Origin of the sequence: Actinoplanes sichuanensis (assembly GCF_033097365.1) — a bacterium.
GTDB lineage: Bacteria > Actinomycetota > Actinomycetes > Mycobacteriales > Micromonosporaceae > Actinoplanes > Actinoplanes sichuanensis.
Genome location: NZ_AP028461.1, coordinates 11,460,884 through 11,476,704, shown reverse-complemented (window position 1 = coordinate 11,476,704; position 15,821 = coordinate 11,460,884). Strand labels below are relative to the sequence as shown.

At 71.4% G+C, this 15,821-nt stretch carries 14 protein-coding genes; 8 read left to right on the top strand and 6 right to left on the bottom strand.

Annotated features, from left to right (window positions below; genetic code table 11):
- Nucleotides 1–88 precede the first annotated feature (88 nt).
- Nucleotides 89–1,456: a glycosyltransferase family 2 protein gene (locus tag Q0Z83_RS52545; RefSeq protein ID WP_317791082.1), complete on the top strand. Its 1,368-nt coding sequence runs from the start codon at nt 89–91 to the stop codon at nt 1,454–1,456.
- Nucleotides 1,457–1,557: 101 nt separating this feature from the next.
- Here the strand turns inward: Q0Z83_RS52545 and fgd are convergent, their stop codons facing one another.
- On the bottom strand, nt 1,558–2,556 hold the full coding sequence (gene fgd, locus Q0Z83_RS52540; protein ID WP_317791081.1) for a glucose-6-phosphate dehydrogenase (coenzyme-F420): 999 nt from the start codon (nt 2,554–2,556) through the stop codon (nt 1,558–1,560).
- A 45-nt stretch (nt 2,557–2,601) separates the two neighbouring features.
- Nucleotides 2,602–4,419, bottom strand: coding sequence for a sigma-70 family RNA polymerase sigma factor (locus tag Q0Z83_RS52535; protein WP_317791080.1), 1,818 nt, complete (start codon nt 4,417–4,419; stop codon nt 2,602–2,604).
- A gap of 124 nt (nt 4,420–4,543) precedes the next feature.
- On the opposite strand from Q0Z83_RS52535, the gene Q0Z83_RS52530 reads away from it, so the two are divergent.
- The 4 genes from Q0Z83_RS52530 to Q0Z83_RS52515 all read left to right on the top strand — a co-directional run bounded on the left by Q0Z83_RS52530 (nt 4,544) and on the right by Q0Z83_RS52515 (nt 7,655).
- Nucleotides 4,544–4,936, top strand: a complete 393-nt coding sequence (locus tag Q0Z83_RS52530; protein WP_317791079.1) for an ATP-binding protein — start codon at nt 4,544–4,546, stop codon at nt 4,934–4,936.
- A 130-nt stretch (nt 4,937–5,066) separates the two neighbouring features.
- Nucleotides 5,067–6,209, top strand: coding sequence for a PP2C family protein-serine/threonine phosphatase (locus tag Q0Z83_RS52525; RefSeq protein ID WP_317791078.1), 1,143 nt, complete (start codon nt 5,067–5,069; stop codon nt 6,207–6,209).
- Between the two features lie 78 nt (nt 6,210–6,287).
- The gene (locus Q0Z83_RS52520; protein ID WP_317791077.1) at nt 6,288–6,752 is read left to right on the top strand and encodes a MarR family winged helix-turn-helix transcriptional regulator; all 465 of its coding nucleotides are present in this window, start codon (nt 6,288–6,290) and stop codon (nt 6,750–6,752) included.
- A 24-nt stretch (nt 6,753–6,776) separates the two neighbouring features.
- The gene (locus Q0Z83_RS52515) at nt 6,777–7,655 is read left to right on the top strand and encodes an LLM class flavin-dependent oxidoreductase (RefSeq protein ID WP_317791076.1); all 879 of its coding nucleotides are present in this window, start codon (nt 6,777–6,779) and stop codon (nt 7,653–7,655) included.
- A 166-nt stretch (nt 7,656–7,821) separates the two neighbouring features.
- Here Q0Z83_RS52515 and Q0Z83_RS52510 read toward each other — a convergent pair whose 3' ends face one another.
- Nucleotides 7,822–8,172, bottom strand: coding sequence for a histone-like nucleoid-structuring protein Lsr2 (locus Q0Z83_RS52510; RefSeq protein ID WP_317791075.1), 351 nt, complete (start codon nt 8,170–8,172; stop codon nt 7,822–7,824).
- A 184-nt stretch (nt 8,173–8,356) separates the two neighbouring features.
- On the opposite strand from Q0Z83_RS52510, the gene Q0Z83_RS52505 reads away from it, so the two are divergent.
- Nucleotides 8,357–8,788, top strand: coding sequence for a hypothetical protein (locus tag Q0Z83_RS52505; RefSeq protein WP_317791074.1), 432 nt, complete (start codon nt 8,357–8,359; stop codon nt 8,786–8,788).
- A complete protein-coding gene (locus Q0Z83_RS52500) occupies nt 8,779–10,140 on the top strand; it encodes a D-alanyl-D-alanine carboxypeptidase family protein (RefSeq protein WP_317791073.1) in 1,362 nt (453 codons plus the stop codon). Before Q0Z83_RS52505 ends, Q0Z83_RS52500 begins: the two co-directional genes overlap by 10 nt.
- A gap of 239 nt (nt 10,141–10,379) precedes the next feature.
- Here the strand turns inward: Q0Z83_RS52500 and Q0Z83_RS52495 are convergent, their stop codons facing one another.
- Nucleotides 10,380–10,880: a DUF456 domain-containing protein gene (locus tag Q0Z83_RS52495; protein ID WP_317791072.1), complete on the bottom strand. Its 501-nt coding sequence runs from the start codon at nt 10,878–10,880 to the stop codon at nt 10,380–10,382.
- 253 nt (nt 10,881–11,133) lie between these two features.
- Between Q0Z83_RS52495 and Q0Z83_RS52490 the strand changes: the two genes are divergently transcribed.
- A complete protein-coding gene (locus Q0Z83_RS52490; RefSeq protein WP_317791071.1) occupies nt 11,134–12,057 on the top strand; it encodes a sigma-70 family RNA polymerase sigma factor in 924 nt (307 codons plus the stop codon).
- A gap of 173 nt (nt 12,058–12,230) precedes the next feature.
- Here the strand turns inward: Q0Z83_RS52490 and Q0Z83_RS52485 are convergent, their stop codons facing one another.
- Both Q0Z83_RS52485 and Q0Z83_RS52480 read right to left on the bottom strand, forming a co-directional pair.
- Nucleotides 12,231–13,154 (bottom strand): GNAT family N-acetyltransferase, encoded by a 924-nt coding sequence (locus Q0Z83_RS52485; protein WP_317791070.1) that lies wholly within the window; start codon nt 13,152–13,154, stop codon nt 12,231–12,233.
- 193 nt (nt 13,155–13,347) lie between these two features.
- A complete protein-coding gene (locus Q0Z83_RS52480) occupies nt 13,348–15,654 on the bottom strand; it encodes a HelD family protein (protein WP_317791069.1) in 2,307 nt (768 codons plus the stop codon).
- Nucleotides 15,655–15,821 lie beyond the last annotated feature (167 nt).

Genomic DNA, 15,821 nt, shown 5'->3' with positions numbered 1-15,821 from the left:
GCAGGCCGGTTGCGGGCCGGTAGCTTCGGGCCCAGCAACGCCGCCGAGCCGGGAGCCGTATCACATGTCAGTTCCGCAGTTACCCTCCGTGAGCGTTGTGATCCCCCTGACGACCGTCGGCCGCCTGCCGCTCCTGTTCGCCGGACTGCCCCCGGTGGGCGAGATCATCGTGGTCGTCGGACCGGACGAGGACACCGTCCTGCCGCTGCCCCGGGCCGCCCGGGTGATCCGCCAGACCCGGTACGGGACCGGCAACGCCATCGCCTGCGGAGTGGCCGCCGCGACCGGCGACGTGATCGTCACCCTGCCCGGCGACGGCTCCTGCGATCCGGCCCACCTGCCGCACCTCGTCGAAGCGCTTGCCACCTCCGCCGGCCGGCCCTTCCCCACCGCGGACCCGGCCGCACCCACGGTCCGGGCCGACGTGGTGGAAGGTGTCCGGACCGCCCGGCGTACGGACCTGTTCCTGCTCTGGTTCATGAGCGTGCTGCTCGGCTGCCGCCCGTCCGGCGCGGGCACCGGCTTCCGGGCCTTCCGGCGTGCTCACGCCGACCGGCTGGGCCTGCCGCGCGTCGCCGGAACCGATCCGGTCCGAGGCGACGGCCGGGACGTCGAGGTACTGCTCGCGGCCCGGTCCCGGCGTGCCGGGCTGCGGGTCGCCGAGGTACCCGTCGGGTTCTACCCGCAGCGCGGCGGAACCGCCCTGCCGGCCGGCCTGGCCGCGATCGTCCGGGAACGCCTGGCCCTCCGCCGGGACGGCCACCCGGGAGCCACACCGGACAGCATCGTGGTCCTGACCGGCGGCACGTCCGCCCGGGCGGCCACCTCGGTTTCGACCGGCCCGATCCCGGCTCCGCTGTTCGTCGGTCCGAACCGCCGCGCCGCCACCCCACCGGCCACCGGCCTGACCCGCCGACCCCCCGCACCGTCCGGCCTCGGCCCGGCCCGCCGGAACGCCACGTCCTCCGGCACCGGACCGGCCCGCCGGGAACCCGCGTCCTCCGGCACCGGACCGGTCCGCGGAGACTCGGCGGCCGTCTTCTCGGTACCGGCCCAGCGGGATGGCGCGTCGTTCTTCGCCGGGACGGTCAACGCTCCACGCAAGCCGGGGGCCGACCACCGACCCACCGACCCGGCCCTGCGTCGCTGGCCGGCCCCGAACCGGTCCGCCGCCACGAACCCGGACCACCCCAACAGCGCCGGTATCGGTATGACCGACCGCCGGCGCGGGGCTGATCGGCGCGGCCCGGAACGCCGCCGCACCGACCCCACTCCCGATCGCCGTGCGTCCACCGGCCGCCCCGGCAACGACCGCCCGAACACCGACTCCCCGCACCGCCGCCGCTGGCGCGACGGCCAGAACGACCTGAACCTCGGCCGCCGTCCCGACCTGCGAGTGATCAACGGCGAGGGCACCGGCTCGGGCGGCTCCCGCGGCCACCTCCGGTCGGTGTAGACCCCACCGTCGGGCCGTCGCTCACCGCGGTTTCCGGTATCGGAGGACAGCGCGTTTCCGGTAGCGGAGGACAGCGCGGGGCGACGACCGACGTCCCGGCTCTAGGCGCGCCCGCGGAGCTGCGGGAGGATCTGCTCCGAGTAGAGGCGCAGGAAACGCTCCTGGTCCGGCCCCGGCGCGTGGAAGACCAAGTGCTTGAAACCCATGTCCAGGTACTCGGCGACCTTGGCGACATGCTCGTCCGGGTCGGAGGAGACGATCCACCGGGTGGCGGTCCGCTCGACCGCGAGCGCGTCGGCGAGCCGCTGCATCTCGACCGGGTCCTCGACGCCGGTCTTCTCCTCCGGCGACAGCGCCAGCGCGCCCCAGTAGTGGGTGTCGTTGCGGGCCCGCTCGATGTCGTCGTCGAAGGACACCTTGACCTCGATCAGCAGGTCCAGGTCGTCGATCTTGCGGCCGGCCTTCTCGGCGCCCTCGGTGACGGCCGGGAGCAGCGTGTCGGTGTAGAGCGCGTGCCCCTTGCCGCTGGTGGTGATGAACCCGTCGGCGATGCGCCCGGCGAGCCGGGTGGCGGCCGGGCCGGAGGCGCCGATGTAGATCGGCACCGGCTGATCGGGCTTGTCGTAGATGGTGGCGTTCTCGGTCTTGTAGAACTGCCCCTCGTACGTCACCCGGTCCTCGGCCCACAGCTTCTGGATCAGCAGGACGGCCTCCTTGAGCCGGGCGAACCGCTCCTTGCCGTCCGGCCACTGCGTGCCGAGGAGCACCTCGTTGAGTGACTCGCCGGAGCCGACACCGAGAATGGCGCGGCCCGGCGCGAGGCAGCCGAGGGTCGCGAACGCCTGCGCGACGACGGCCGGGTGGTAGCGGAAGGTCGGGGTCAGCACACTGGTGCCGATCAGCACCCGCTCGGTCCGCGCGGCCAGCGCCCCGAGCCAGGGCAGGGCGGCCGGGGCGTGGCCGCCGTCGTGCCGCCACGGTTGCAGGTGGTCACTGACGAACACCGAGTCGAAGCCCAGCTCCTCCGCCAGAATGCCGTACTTGAGCAGCTCAGCCGGCGCGAACTGCTCCGCCGACGCCTTGTACCCGAACCGAATCATGAACGAAGACTAAACCCGCCCCGGCAGCCTCCGATGTGGAAAGGGTCACCCCGCCGCCCGGTAGGCCTTCCCGGCCGCCGTCGGGCTGTCCGCGTCGAGGTAGAGCCCGAAGTCGACGCTGTCGCCCACGGCGGGCAGCCCGAAGTAGGCGTAACGCTCGACGTACGAGCGTTTCTCCAGTCCGGCGGTGGTGCCCTTGATGAAGGCGACCTTCTGCGCGTCACTGGCGTACTTGGGTGACCCACTGAAGTTGATCAGACCGAACTCGGTGATCCAGATGGGCTTGCCGTACCGCTCGTGCACGGCGTCGACGTAGCCGAGGAACTGGTTGACCGAGGCGGAGCTGAAGTCGGAGCCGTACCAGTGCAGGGCGATCGCGTCGACCCGCAGACCCTTCGATTTCGCGCCGGCCATGAAACGGTCGAGCCAGCCGCCCGCCGTGTCGCCACCGAACGCGACGGCCGGGCTGACCAGCTTCATCCCGGTCGCCTCGAGCTTGGGCCAGGCGGCCAGGGCGGCCTCGACACTCATGTTCGACTGCTCGGCGAGGTCCGGCTCGTTGAAGCCGAGCAGCACGTCGCCCTCGGCCTTGACCTCCTTGAGGGTGGCGTCGGTGACGTTGGCGGCACCCCAGATCATCGGCACGAAGTCGACGTTCGCCGGGCCGGGCACCTCGTTGTCGTCGGCCGACCAGGAGTAGTACCAGGACGCGCCGACATCCTTCAGCGCGCCTTTCGCCCCGGCGAACTTCCACACCGCGGCGCCCTTCTTGGCGGAGACGTTCACCACCGGCGGCGCGGCGGGCGCCGACGGCGACCGACGGGAGGGCGACGGCGACGGTTTGGTCACCGACGGCGACGGCGTGGGCGCGGCCGACGCGGGTGGTGGCGATGCGACGACGGCGGCGTTGGTGATCGGCTCCGCCGGGGTCTGGTACGACCAGACGGCCGCCCCGCCGCCCGCCACCACGCCCGTGGCGAGTAGACCGGCGAGCACCTTCTGGGCCACGACACCGCCCGCCTTGGCCACTATCTGGGCGGGCGCCGCCGCGGTCGTCGCCGCGGTGGAGACGGCGCCGGTAGCCGTACCCCCGAGGGTGTTGATTTTGAAGATCGCAAGTCCCGGAGGCAGTGGGATGAGCGCCATACCGGCCAGCAACCGCTCCGCCTCGACGAGGTTCTGCCAGGCCGGCGCGCAGAGCCGGCAGTCGCGGGTGTGCCGTGCGATGCGTTTGCGCCAGAGCGCGCTGGGATGCCCGTCCCAGGCGGTGAGAACGCCGGCCAGCTCCGCGCAGTGCGGGCCGTGCAGCGCCCGGACCACCGCCCGGGCCGTCTCCAGCTGCGCCTTCATCCGCTGGATGCGGACCGCCGCGTGCTGGCGGCCGAGGCCGCTGGCGTCGACGATCTCATCCCGGGTGAGTTCGCCGGAGGCCTCCAGCCACCAGAGCGAGAGCAGCTCGCGGTTGTCGTCGTCGAGCCAGCGGGTCGCCTCGGCGGTCTCCCGGCGCTGGCCGGAGAGTTCGAGCCGGGTGATCGCCAGGTCGGTGAAGTCGGCGCCCGGATCGCGCAGGTCGGGGTCGAGCGGGTCGGCCGGCGGACGGGCCCGGAAGCGTTCCCGGACCTGGCGCACGGTGATCGCGACCAGCCAGGATCGGAACGCCGTGGGGTCGCGCAGCTCGCCGAGGTTGCGCAGCACCCGGAGCATGACCTCCTGGACCACGTCGTCGACGTCGGCGTGCCCCTCCAGGGCCCGGCCCACGATGGTGTAGACCAGCGGCAGATATCCGGCGACGAGCCGGTCGACCGCCCCCGGATCGCCGGCGCGGGCCGCGATGACGGTCGCCGTGTCAGGTTGTCCCACCATGTCTCTCCACTCCGTGTATCCGCTGCACAGGGAGACGGGCGCGGCAGACATGGATAACACGAATCGGGGACGGGGTCATCGGCGTCACGGTTAGCCGGGCGGCCGATCGGGCACAGAAAACGGCATGCGCATGTCGGTTCGGCTCAATCTGCCCCGCGAGGTGGACAGCGTTCCCGCCGTGCGCCGGCTGTTGCGGTGCGCCCTGACGATCCTTCGTGTGGATCGCCAGGCCGGCGCCGATCTGGAGATCGCCCTCACCGAGGCGTGTGCCAACGTGGTCAAGCACGCCGCCGGGGCGGAGGACTTCGAGGTCCGCCTGGACGTCGGCGAGGACCGCTGTTCCATCGATGTGGTGGATCACGGTTCCGGCTTCGACCCGGCGGCGGACGCCGTACCCTCGCCGACCAGTGAGCGTGGGCGAGGCCTTCTCCTGATCAAGGCGCTGGGCGAGAACGTTCGCATGCACTCCAGCCCGCGCAGTGGAAGCCTGATCCACTTCGAGAAGTCCTTCGCCTGAGGGCTGTCGCGCCGGGCCACCCCTGGGTGGGTTGTCCCGGCGCGATTTGCTTGCCGTATAACAAATAACCGGTTGCTGTCCCTCGCTGCCCGCTGTCGCTCTGCACGTCGCTTCGTGGAAGGAGTCTGGAATGTCTGATCAGCCGGCACCCCTCGGCTCGCTCCTACGGGCCGCGCCGCCCGACCGCCTGCCCGAGATCGCCGCCGAGCACCTGCGGCGCCACTTCTCCGCCGGAGCCGTCGAGGTGCTCGTACCCGACCTCACCGGCACCCGCCTGCATCCGCTGATCGGTGAGCCCGACCCCACCGACGCGACCACCGCCATGCGTTGTTTCGGCAGCCAGCAGCCGAGCACCGAGCGCGCCCCGGCCGGACAGGTCCGGTTACACCTGCCACTCACCTGCTGGGGTGAGCGGGTCGGCGTGCTCCGGGCCGACCTGCCCGCGGCACCCCCCGCGGAGATCGCCGAGCGGCTCGCCGCCGACAGCGACGACCTGGCCATCGCGCTCCGGGCCGCCGAGACCGCCACCGACCGCTACCACCAGGCCCGGCGCCGCGGCCGGCTCACCATGGCCGCCGAGCTGCAATGGGACCTACTGCCCGGCCGGGCACTCGGCGACGATCGGTTCCTGGTCGCCGGTCAACTGGAGCCGGCGTACGACGTCCGCGGCGACCACTTCGACTGGGCGCTGGACGGCGACCGGCTGACCCTGACCGTGCTCAACGGGGACGGCGACGGGATGGAGGCCGCGCTGCTCACCTCGCTGGCCGTCAACGCCATGCGCAACGCCCGCCGCTTCGGCGCCGACATCGTCGAGCAGGCCGAACTCGCCTCCGACGCGGTCCACGCCAGATATTCCGGCGGCGTGCACGCCGCCACCCTGCTGCTGGAGATCGACCTGGTCAGCGGTGGAGTGGCCGCGGTCGACGCCGGATCGCCGCACTGCCTGATCGCACGCGGCAGCGGCATCGAGCAGGTCCCGTTGGAGCAGCAGTTGCCGCTCGGCATGTTCGGTGAGGCCCACTACGAGATTCAGCGATTCCAGCTCGAACCGGGCGATCGGATGCTCGTGGTCAGCGACGGCGTCCACGCCGCGACTCCCACCGGGCTCCCCCGATTCGGGGAATCCGGACTGCTCAGCGCACTTCGCCGGACACGGTTGCAGCCGGCCACCGAGGCGGTCGGTACGGTGTTGCGGAGCCTGCGCGAATATCATGCCGGAGCCGAGCCGGATGATGACGCGGTCATGGTCTGCTTGGATTGGCGTCGCTGATCGTTGTTTCCGGCGCCACCGGACCGGGTATACATGCAGGTTCACGGGTCCGCCGACTGCCGATGACGGGGATACGAGATGAATCGTGCCACCGAGATCGCCGCGGCTGTCGAGTCGTCGGTGGAGGCGCTGGTGGACGTCCTCGAACGGGCCCGGGTCGCACAGCAGCCGACCGTACCGCCCGCCCAGCTGCGGGTGCTGACCATCGTCGCCGGTAACCGGCACACCAACATGAGCCGGCTGGCCGAGGCCCTCGACGTCGTGCCGTCGTCGGCGAGCCGCCTCTGCGACCGGCTGGAGGCGACCGGGCTGCTACGCCGGGTCGCCGACCCACGCGACCGTCGCGAGGTGCGGTTGCTGCTCACCTCGGCGTCCCGGCGGCTCCTGGCCGACCTGCGGGAGCGGCGGCAGGCCGCGCTCGCCGAGGTGCTGGAGCGGATGCCCGCCGCCGCCCGGCAGGACCTGCTCCAGGCACTGCAGGCGTTCGAGTCGGCGGCCACCGTGCCCGGCGACACCGGCCGGCAGGACCGCCGGAGCGCCTGATCCCGTCCCGGTAGGCTTCGGCGGGTGCGTATCGGCATCGTGATCCTTCCCGACCAGCGCTGGGCCGTCGCGAGCCGCCGCTGGCGCCTGGCCGACGAGTTCGGCTTCGACCAGGCGTGGACCTACGACCACCTCGGCTGGCGTGACCTGGTCGACGGCCCGTGGTTCGACCCGGTGCCCACCCTGACCGCGGCCGCCCTGGTCACCACCCGGATCCGGTTGGGTACGTATGTGGCGACGCCGAACTTCCGGCACCCGGTGCACTTCGCCCGGGAGGTCACCGCCCTCGACGACATCTCGGCCGGGCGGCTCGTCCTCGGCCTGGGCGCCGGTGGCATCGGGTTCGACTCGGCGGTGCTCGGGCAGCCGGAGCTCACCCCGCGCGCCCGGGTCGACCGGTTCGCCGAGTTCCTGGAGCTGCTCGACACCATCCTGCGGCAGCCGGCCACCACCTGGTCCGGCGAATGGTTCTCCGCGGTCGACGCCCGCAGCATTCCCGGCCCGCTCCAGACGCCCCGCCCGCCGTTCGTGGTCGCCGCCAACGGCCCGCGGGCACTGCGGCTGGCCGCCCGCTACGGCGACGGCTGGGTCACCACCGGCCCGCAGCAGTTGGACAGCGCGGAACTGTGGTGGAAAGAGGTGACCGTGCTCCGCGACCGGTTCGACGCGACCCTGGAAGCGGCCGGTCGGCCACTGGACTCGGTGGACCGATATCTCAACCTGGACACGTCACCGATCTTCTCGATGAGCAGTGTGGAGGCCTTCACCGACGCGGTCGGCCGGGCCCGGGAACTCGGATTCACCGACGTGATCGCGCACTGGCCGCGCGAGTCGAGCTGGTACACCGGCGACGAGAAGGTGCTGGAGGCGGTGGCCGCCGAACTGCCCCGCCTACGCCTTTGACAGGCGCCTTACCTTTGATGCTCGCCGTCCGGAAAGTATTTCCTCGTCCAATTCGGACTGTTAACGATTCGCCGAAGATCGAGTGGGATTTCTCACCCGGGGCCGGTGGGCAGCGGCGGCCACTCGCCGTGCCGGCGCAGGACCGGCACGGCGACAACGGCGCGAATCAGCGGCCGTGCGCGGCCCGGTACGCGTTGCTGACCTCCTGCGGAATGCGGCCCCGCTCGGAGATTTTGTGCCCGTTGCTGATCGCCCACTCGCGGATCAGCCGGTTCTCGTCGCGAGAGCCGGCGGTGCGGACCGGAGCAGCGCCACGCGACGGGATGCGCCCCGACGTGGTGCGGCCCAGACGAGTGCCCGCGCTGATGAACGGATCCAGAGCCTTACGCAGCTTTCCGGCATTGGACTCGGAAAGGTCGATCGTGTAGCTGACGCCGTCGAGACTGAACTCGACAGTCCGATCCGCCTTGTTGCCGTCCAGATCGTCGATCAGGGTGGTGATTACCTGCCGCGCCATAACGACTCCCGAGAAGAATAATTCAACCGCGCCCAGTCTGGCGCGCAACCGGTCGCCGGCGCAACTCCTGACCGCGATCCGGCAATTCTTTCCCGTCGGTTATCGGAATGGGACCGGGAATGGGAGCCGAATCCGTCAAAGCCCGGTTGGCCGAGGGACAGGTTCCCACGTTAGGGTCGGCGCCATGCAGGACGAGCAGGCCGCCTGGCGGGAGCAGCAACGGCACGCCGTGGCCGTTCGCGCCGCCGCTCTGGAGGCCGACCGGGCCGCGGAGACCCGCCGGGCCGAGGCGCTGCTCGACGACTTCGTCCACCGGGCCGGTGAGCTCGGGCTGCGCCCGCACGTGCTGGTCGCACGCAGCCTCGACGGGCGATCGACGTACAAGACGCATGTCCGCGGGTGGTATCTGAAATCCGATCGGTCGGTCGCCGTCGGCGAGGACGGTGGTTACTACGTGCTCACCGTCGCGCCGTCGCTGCGGGCCCGGTTCGCCGGGGCCGACCTGTCACCGAGCGCCGCCCGCCTGATCGTGGGCGCCGGTGGCGGCGACGGCGACCCGATTCCGCTGGCCACCCTGCTGGAGCGCCGACTGACCGCGGGCGAGCGATGGCCGTGAGGCTCCTGGCGGCGGCCGCTTCGCTGCTCGCCGTCGTGCTGTCCGCCCATCCGGCGGCAGCCGTCGGCCCCGCCACCGCTTCGTTCGCTTCAGCCTCGCGCGACGCCGCCGCACTCGGTTCCGCTTCGCTCGGCGCCGCCGCACTCGGTTCCGCTTCGCTCGGCGCCGCCGCACTCGGTTCCGCTTCGCTCGGTGTCGCCGCTGAGGTGCCGTGTCCCAAGCCGAAGATCGCCAAGCCGAGTGCCCCGCCGCGGCCCACCCCGCCGGCCGAGGTGGCCGAGGACATGGCGGTCGGCGGGCCGGCCCTCGCCACGCACGGGCTGATCGTCCCGGCCGGCAGCCCCAGCCCACCCGCGCTGACCGCGACCACCTGGCTGGTCGCCGACCTCGACACCGGTGAGGTGCTCGGCGCCTGCGGCCCGCACGTGCACCAGACTCCGGCCAGCGTGCAGAAGATGCTGCTCGCCGCGACCGCGATCGATCAGCTCGACCCGACACAGAAGATGCGGGTCACCAAGGGCGACCTGGACATCGAGCCGAACAGTTCGGCGGTCGGCCTGGTGGTCGGCGGCACCTACACGATCTCGACGCTGTGGCTGGGCCTGATGCTCAACTCCGGCAACGACGCGGCCAACGCGCTGGCCCGGCTGGCCGGTGGCGGCGGTGCCGACGGGCTGCAGAAGACGGTCGCCGCGATGAACGCCAAGGCCGCCTCGATCGGCGCGCGCCAGACACACGCGGTCACCCCCTCCGGGCTGGACGGCAAAGGGCAGTTCACCAGCGCGTACGACTTGGCGCTCATCGCCCGGGTCTGCTTCGCGAGCGCCGACTTCCGCAAGTATGTGCTGACGAAGACCGCCCAGATGCCCGCCCAGAAGAACCCGAAGGTCGGCGGCTTCCAGTTCCAGAACGAGAACAAGCTGATCTACAACTACCCGGGCGCACTCGGCGGGAAGACCGGCTTCACCACCCTGGCCCGGCACAGTTACGTCGGCGCGGCCACCCGTGACGGCCGTACCCTGGTGGCCACCCTGCTCGGCGCCGAGGCCCGGCCGTTGCGCGGCTGGGAACAGGGCGCCGCACTGCTCGACTGGGGGTTCGCCCTGCCCGCCGGCACCTCGGTCGGCAAGCTGGTCACCCCGGAGGAGGTCGCCGCCGCCGCGAAGGCCGCGTCGGCCACCCCGGAACTCACCGGCGCCGTCGCGGGTGCCGGCATCCAGGCCGCCCACCCGGGCGGTCCGACCGGTTTCACCGTGATCGCGGCCGTCGCGGTGGCGGTGGCGCTGATCGCGGTGCCCCTGCTGCTCCTGCTGACCCAGCGCCGGCAACGCCGGTTACAGAAATCCGACTGACCCAGCGCCGACAGCGCCGCCTACAGAAATCCGACTGACCCAGCGCCGGCAACGCCGTCCACAGAAAATCCGACTGACCCCGCAACGGCGGCCACCGACTCACCGGATCGGCGACGGGCGGCCGTGGACGACGAGGTGTACTCGCCGGATCGGCGACGGGCGGCCGGTGGACGACGAGGTGTACTCGCCGGATCGGCGACGGGCGGCCGGTGGACGACGAGGTGTGGTCGTCGGGCGGGCTAGGCGAAGGCCAGGCCGAAGAGCCAGAGCACGGCGATCAGTAGGGCCGAGGCGAGTTCCACGAGCAGGGAGAGGCCGACCGCGCCGATCGCGGAGCGGGTCGAGGGCCAGGCGCGGTCCGGGCCGAGACGGCGCAGCTCCATCAGCCAGACGCCGAGGATGAAACCGAGCACCAGGCCCACGAACGGCACCACGAAGAAGCCGATCAGGCCGAGCACCCCGCCGACGATCACGGCCGAGCCGGGCACGCCGGTGTCCTTGAGCTTCTTGCCCGGCCACACGAATTTGACCACCATGCCGATGCCGGCGATCAGCGTGGCGAGCACCGCGACGAGCAGCCGGGCGCTGCCGGAGCCGTCGCTGAGCAGCGCCCAGAGCAGCACCCCACTCCAGGTGAGCAGCAGGCCGGGCAGGATCGGCACGATCACGCCGATCACCCCGGTCAGGATCACCAGGCCGGAGATGAGGGTGATGGCCGCGCTCGTGTCGCTCAATTCCATGCGGCACACCTTGCCCCACCGCCGCCGGAACTCTCAACCGGGCCCCTCCGCCGCCGATGGAAGGGCCATCGCGGAACCGAGCGACCGAGGCCGAGCCGCGAGGCCGAACAAGACCGCGAGCAGGGCCGGATTCGAAGCAACCGGTAGGCAACTGTCCGTGACCGGAACGTGCACCCTCCGCGCTTGAAAGTTTCTCCTGTCAGCCGGTGCCCACCCAGCCAGGGGCGCCGACGAGCAACCGGGGGAAACAAACATGACCAGCACCGTGACGACCGCTGCCGACCTCATCGCCGACACCGCTTCCGCCACGCCCGTGCTCACCGTGCGCGAGCAGGAAGACCTGATCCGCACGCACATGCCGCTGGTCGGCCACCTGGTGCGGGACATGCTCAGCCGGATCCCGAACCACATCCACCGCGACGACCTGACCAGCGCCGGCCTGCACGCCCTGGTCACCGCGGCCCGCGGCTGGGACCCGCAGCGCGGCGTCCCGTTCCACCGCTTCGCCGGCACCCGGATCCGCGGCGCCCTGCTCGACGAGCTGCGCGCGCTGGACTGGGCGACCCGTTCGGTGCGGTCGAAGGCCCGCAACACCGACGTCACCCGTCAGCAGCTGACCACCACGCTGGGCCGCACCCCCACCCCGGAGGAGCTGGCGCAGGCGCTCGGCACCACCACGACCGACCTGCACCAGACCGACACCGACGTGCAGCGGGCGACCGTACTCTCGCTGCAGGGTTTCACCACCAGCAGCGCCGACGACCTGGTCACCGAGCGTGACCCGGGCCCGGAGGAGATGCTGCTTCGCCGCGAGCAGATCGGCTACCTGCACCACGCGATCGACTCGCTGCCGGAGCGGCTGCAGACGGTCGTCAACGAGTACTTCCTTCAGGAGCGCCCGATGGCGGAGATCGCCGCCGACCTGGGTGTCACCGAGTCACGGGTGTCGCAGCTGCGCGCCGAGGCGCTGTCGCTGCTGCGCGACGGCCTGAACACGCACCTCAACCCGGAGATGGCGCCGGTCCCGGACAACCCGGAGAGCATCACGGCTCGTCGCCGCGCCACCTACTACGCGAACATCGCCAGCAACACCACCATGCGCAGCCGCCTGGCGATGACCAACGCGCAGGGTCACACGGCGCTCGGGCGCGGCGTCAAGCCGGCCACCGCCGCCTGACATATCCGACATCGAATGGGCTCGGCGTCTCCGGACGCCGAGCCCGTTCCCCTTCCCCAAGATCAAACCCCTCCGGCGGTACGGCCACGCGCCCCCACCCGACATGAGGCATCGCCCCGTCCCGCGGTGAAGGCGGAAGGCACTCACCCCCATGGCCGACGGCCGGGCCGGGGTCAGCCGAGTTCGAGGGAGGTGACCGCGTAGATGCCCGGGCGGTCGATCTGCGGGACGCCGCCGGTGTACATCCGTGCCGTGTCCCAGGTCGCTTTGAGTCCGGCCCGTTCGGCCAGTCGATTGGCCATCTGATGATCAGCCGGCACGTCGATCATGACCGGAACGTCGTCCCCGGCTGCGGGCACCACACCGCCGCCGAGCAGGGCGGTGCCGCCGCCGATGAGTTCCGCGCCGCTCGGCCGGACACCGCCGGGCACAGTCAAGGCGGCCAGCAGTGTCTCGGCGATCTCCGGCGAGTCGGCGAAGAGCGGCCCGATCCGGTCCACGTCACCGGCCGGTCGACGGGCCGCGAACCCGACGATCGTCCCGCCTCGCCGCGCGACCACGGCCCGCCGCCCGGGCAGAGTGATCCACAGGGCGAGGAAGGCGTCCCGCTCGGCCGGGAAGAACCGCCGATCGTAGGCGGCCAGATCACCGAACCCGACGCTGCGCGCATCGGTCACCTCGATGCCGGAGTCCCGGCGCAGCCCACCGAGGACACCCTGGTAGCGGGTGGTGGTCCAGGCCGCCTGAAAGCCTGACCTGCGGTAGTTGTCCTGCTGGGCGACCACTCCGTCGAGCCCGATGTCGCGTCCGGCGAGCCGCTCCATGCCGGCCTGCCAGGTCCGGTACCCGAACCCGCGCCCCCGGAACTCCGGAACCGTCAGATAAAGCCCGATAAACCCGTGCCCGGTTCCATACCGGATCGCGGAGATCGAGGTGATCGGTCGCCCGTCCAGCCGCCCGACGAGGAACCCGCCCGGGTCCGTCGGGTAGAAGGCGCTCTCGTCACCGTCGCCCGGATTCCAGCCTTCGGCCACCGCCCACCCGGCGATCACGCGCACGTCGTCAGCACTGGCCGCCGACACTCTGAATTCAGCCACCCGGCCACTCTAATTCGCAATACCGACAAACCGGTCAGCCCCGCCGCAACCGGACGCGAGGAGGTGGGGGCACGAAGCGGAACAACGCCATCAACCGGGCGCGAGGAGTGAGGGCGCGAAGCGGAACGACGCCGCGATCCGTGTGGTGGCCTGTGCGGCGGTCCGCGGTACAGGCCACCACCTCGGGTGGTGGTCAGGCCAGGGAGGCCAGGACCTTCGGGAGATCGGTGGTGTGCAGGACACCGAGGCGGCGGGTGGCCCGGGTGACCGCCACATAGAGGTCGGACAGTCCGCGGGGCGACTCGGCGATGATCTCGTCGGGGGCGACCACCAGCACCGAGTCGAACTCCAGCCCCTTCGCCTGGCGAACGGTCATCAGCGCCACGTGGTTGAGCAGGTCGGGCTGCTCGCCGATGGCCGCGCCGGGAACCGCGGCGACCAGGTCGGCGCCGAGCGACTCCTCCAGCCGCTCCGGCACCAGGATGCCGAGACGGCCCTCCTCGATGAGGGCGGCCTCCTTCCGTACCGCAGCGATCAGGTCTTCGGAAAGGGTGTCGGCCGGCACCCGCCGCGCCCATGGGGTGACGCCGGCGGACCGCACCGACCGCGGCGGCCGCAGCGCGGGATCGACCGCGGCGAGCACGTCGGCCGCGACCGCCATCACCTCGGCCGGGGTCCGGTAGTTGACGCTGAGCTCGACGATCCGCCAGCGCTGTGCGACATAGGGCTCGAAGACCTGCTCCCAGCTGTTGGTGCCGGCCAGTTCGGAGGTCTGGGCGACGTCACCGACGGCAGTGACCGAGCGGCTCGGGCAGCGACGCATGAGCAGGCGCCAGGCCATCGGGGACAGTTCCTGCGCCTCGTCCACGATGACGTGACCGAAGACCCAGGTCCGGTCGGCGGCGGCCCGTTCGGCGGCGGTGCGGGTGTCGATCACCTCGTGGCGCTCGACGAACGCGCCCGCGTCGACGACGTCGAGAGCGGACAGGATCTCGTCCTTCTCGGCGCCCTCGTCCTCGAAGTCGAGCGACCGGGAGCCTTCGACGATTTCGAGGACGCCTTCCGCGTACTCGATGGCGGCCTTTCTCTGCCGTTGTTGTTCGCGGACCTTGAGGGTGTCGTCGACGCCGAGGAGTTCGGCGAGTTCGTCGAGAAGCGGGACGTCGGCCGGGGTCCAGCCGGCCGACCGGGCGCGCAGCAGTTCGGCCGGCAGCCCGGCCGACTCCAGCCGGTCGGCGTCGCTGAGCAGATCGCGCAGCACCTGACGCGGGGTGAGGACCGGCCAGAAGTCGAAGAGGGCCAGCTGGACGTCGACGTCTTCGCGTAGTTCGCGGCGGGTCTCGGCGAGGTCGGCCTCGGAGAGCAGGTTGTCGCCGCCGAGCGGGTCGGCGCCGATCCGCTCGGCGATCTGCTGGGAGAGCTGGTGGATGGCCTCGGTGACGAAGATCTGCCGGGCGACGTTGTGCGGGCGTCCGGAGCGGCGGGCCGCGGTCCGGGCGGCGAGCAGCACCTCACGTTCGATGCGCAGCGGGTAGCCGTCGTGGTCGACCTCGACGAAGTCGTCGGGCAGGGTCTGCCGGTCGGCGACCGCGTTCTCCAGGGCGTCGAGCATGTCGGTGCCGCCCTTGATCGCGGCGACCGCCGGTGACTCGGCGGCGTGCGCGCGGACGCCGGGGAACATGTCGCCGAGGGTGGCCAGCAGCACACCGGTCTCGGCGAGGCCGGGCAGCACCTGCGAGATGTAGCGCAGGAAGGTGGTGTTCGGCCCGAGGATCAGCACACCGCTGCGGGTCAGCTGTTCGCGGTAGGTGTAGAGCAGATAGGCCGCCCGGTGCAGGGCGACCGCGGTCTTGCCGGTGCCCGGACCGCCCTGGACGACGAGGACACCGGGCAGCCCGGAGCGGATCACCTCGTCCTGTTCGGCCTGGATGGTCTCGACGATGTCGCGCATCCGGCCGGTCCGGTTGGCGGTCAGCGCGGAGAGCAGCGCCGCCTCGCCTGTCACATCCTCCCGCCCGGTGCCGTCGCCGGCCTCGATGTCGAGGGTCTCGTCGTCGATGCCGGTGAGGACCCGGCCGCGGGTGCGCAGGTGTCGGCGGCGGGTGACCCCCTCCGGGTGCACGGCGGTGGCCAGGTAGAACGGCCGGGCGGCGGGGGCCCGCCAGTCCACCAGGAGCGGACCGGCGTCGCGATCCTCGGCGAAGAGGCCGAGCCGCCCGATATAGCGCGGACTGTCCGCGGAGAAGTCGAGTCGCCCGAAACAGAGGCCGTTCTCGACGGAATTGAACTGCGCCAGTTGTTCGGCATAGTGGGCGCGGGTGGCTTCCCGCTGGGTGCGGCCCTGTGGAGTGCCGCCCGCCTCCAGGAGGATCGCGCGCAGCCGGTTGTCGGCCTGCTCACGCAATTGATCCAGGCGCTGGTAGAGCGTGGTCAAGTACGCCTGCTCAGACTCGATGTCGGCGCTTGAGCTTGACAAAGTCGCCCCTTTTTGTGGTATCATTCCGGCGTTCGGCAACCATTCCTATGGTTGCCTTTTTGTTTGCCCGTAGAGCATTCGGCAAACGACCAGAATAGCCGAGGCGCGGCGGGTTACGGGCTGGGGCGCAAGTGTCCGGAACCCGTCATCGACACGCCGGGGCCGTTACGCCCGATGGGCGGCCGTCATTA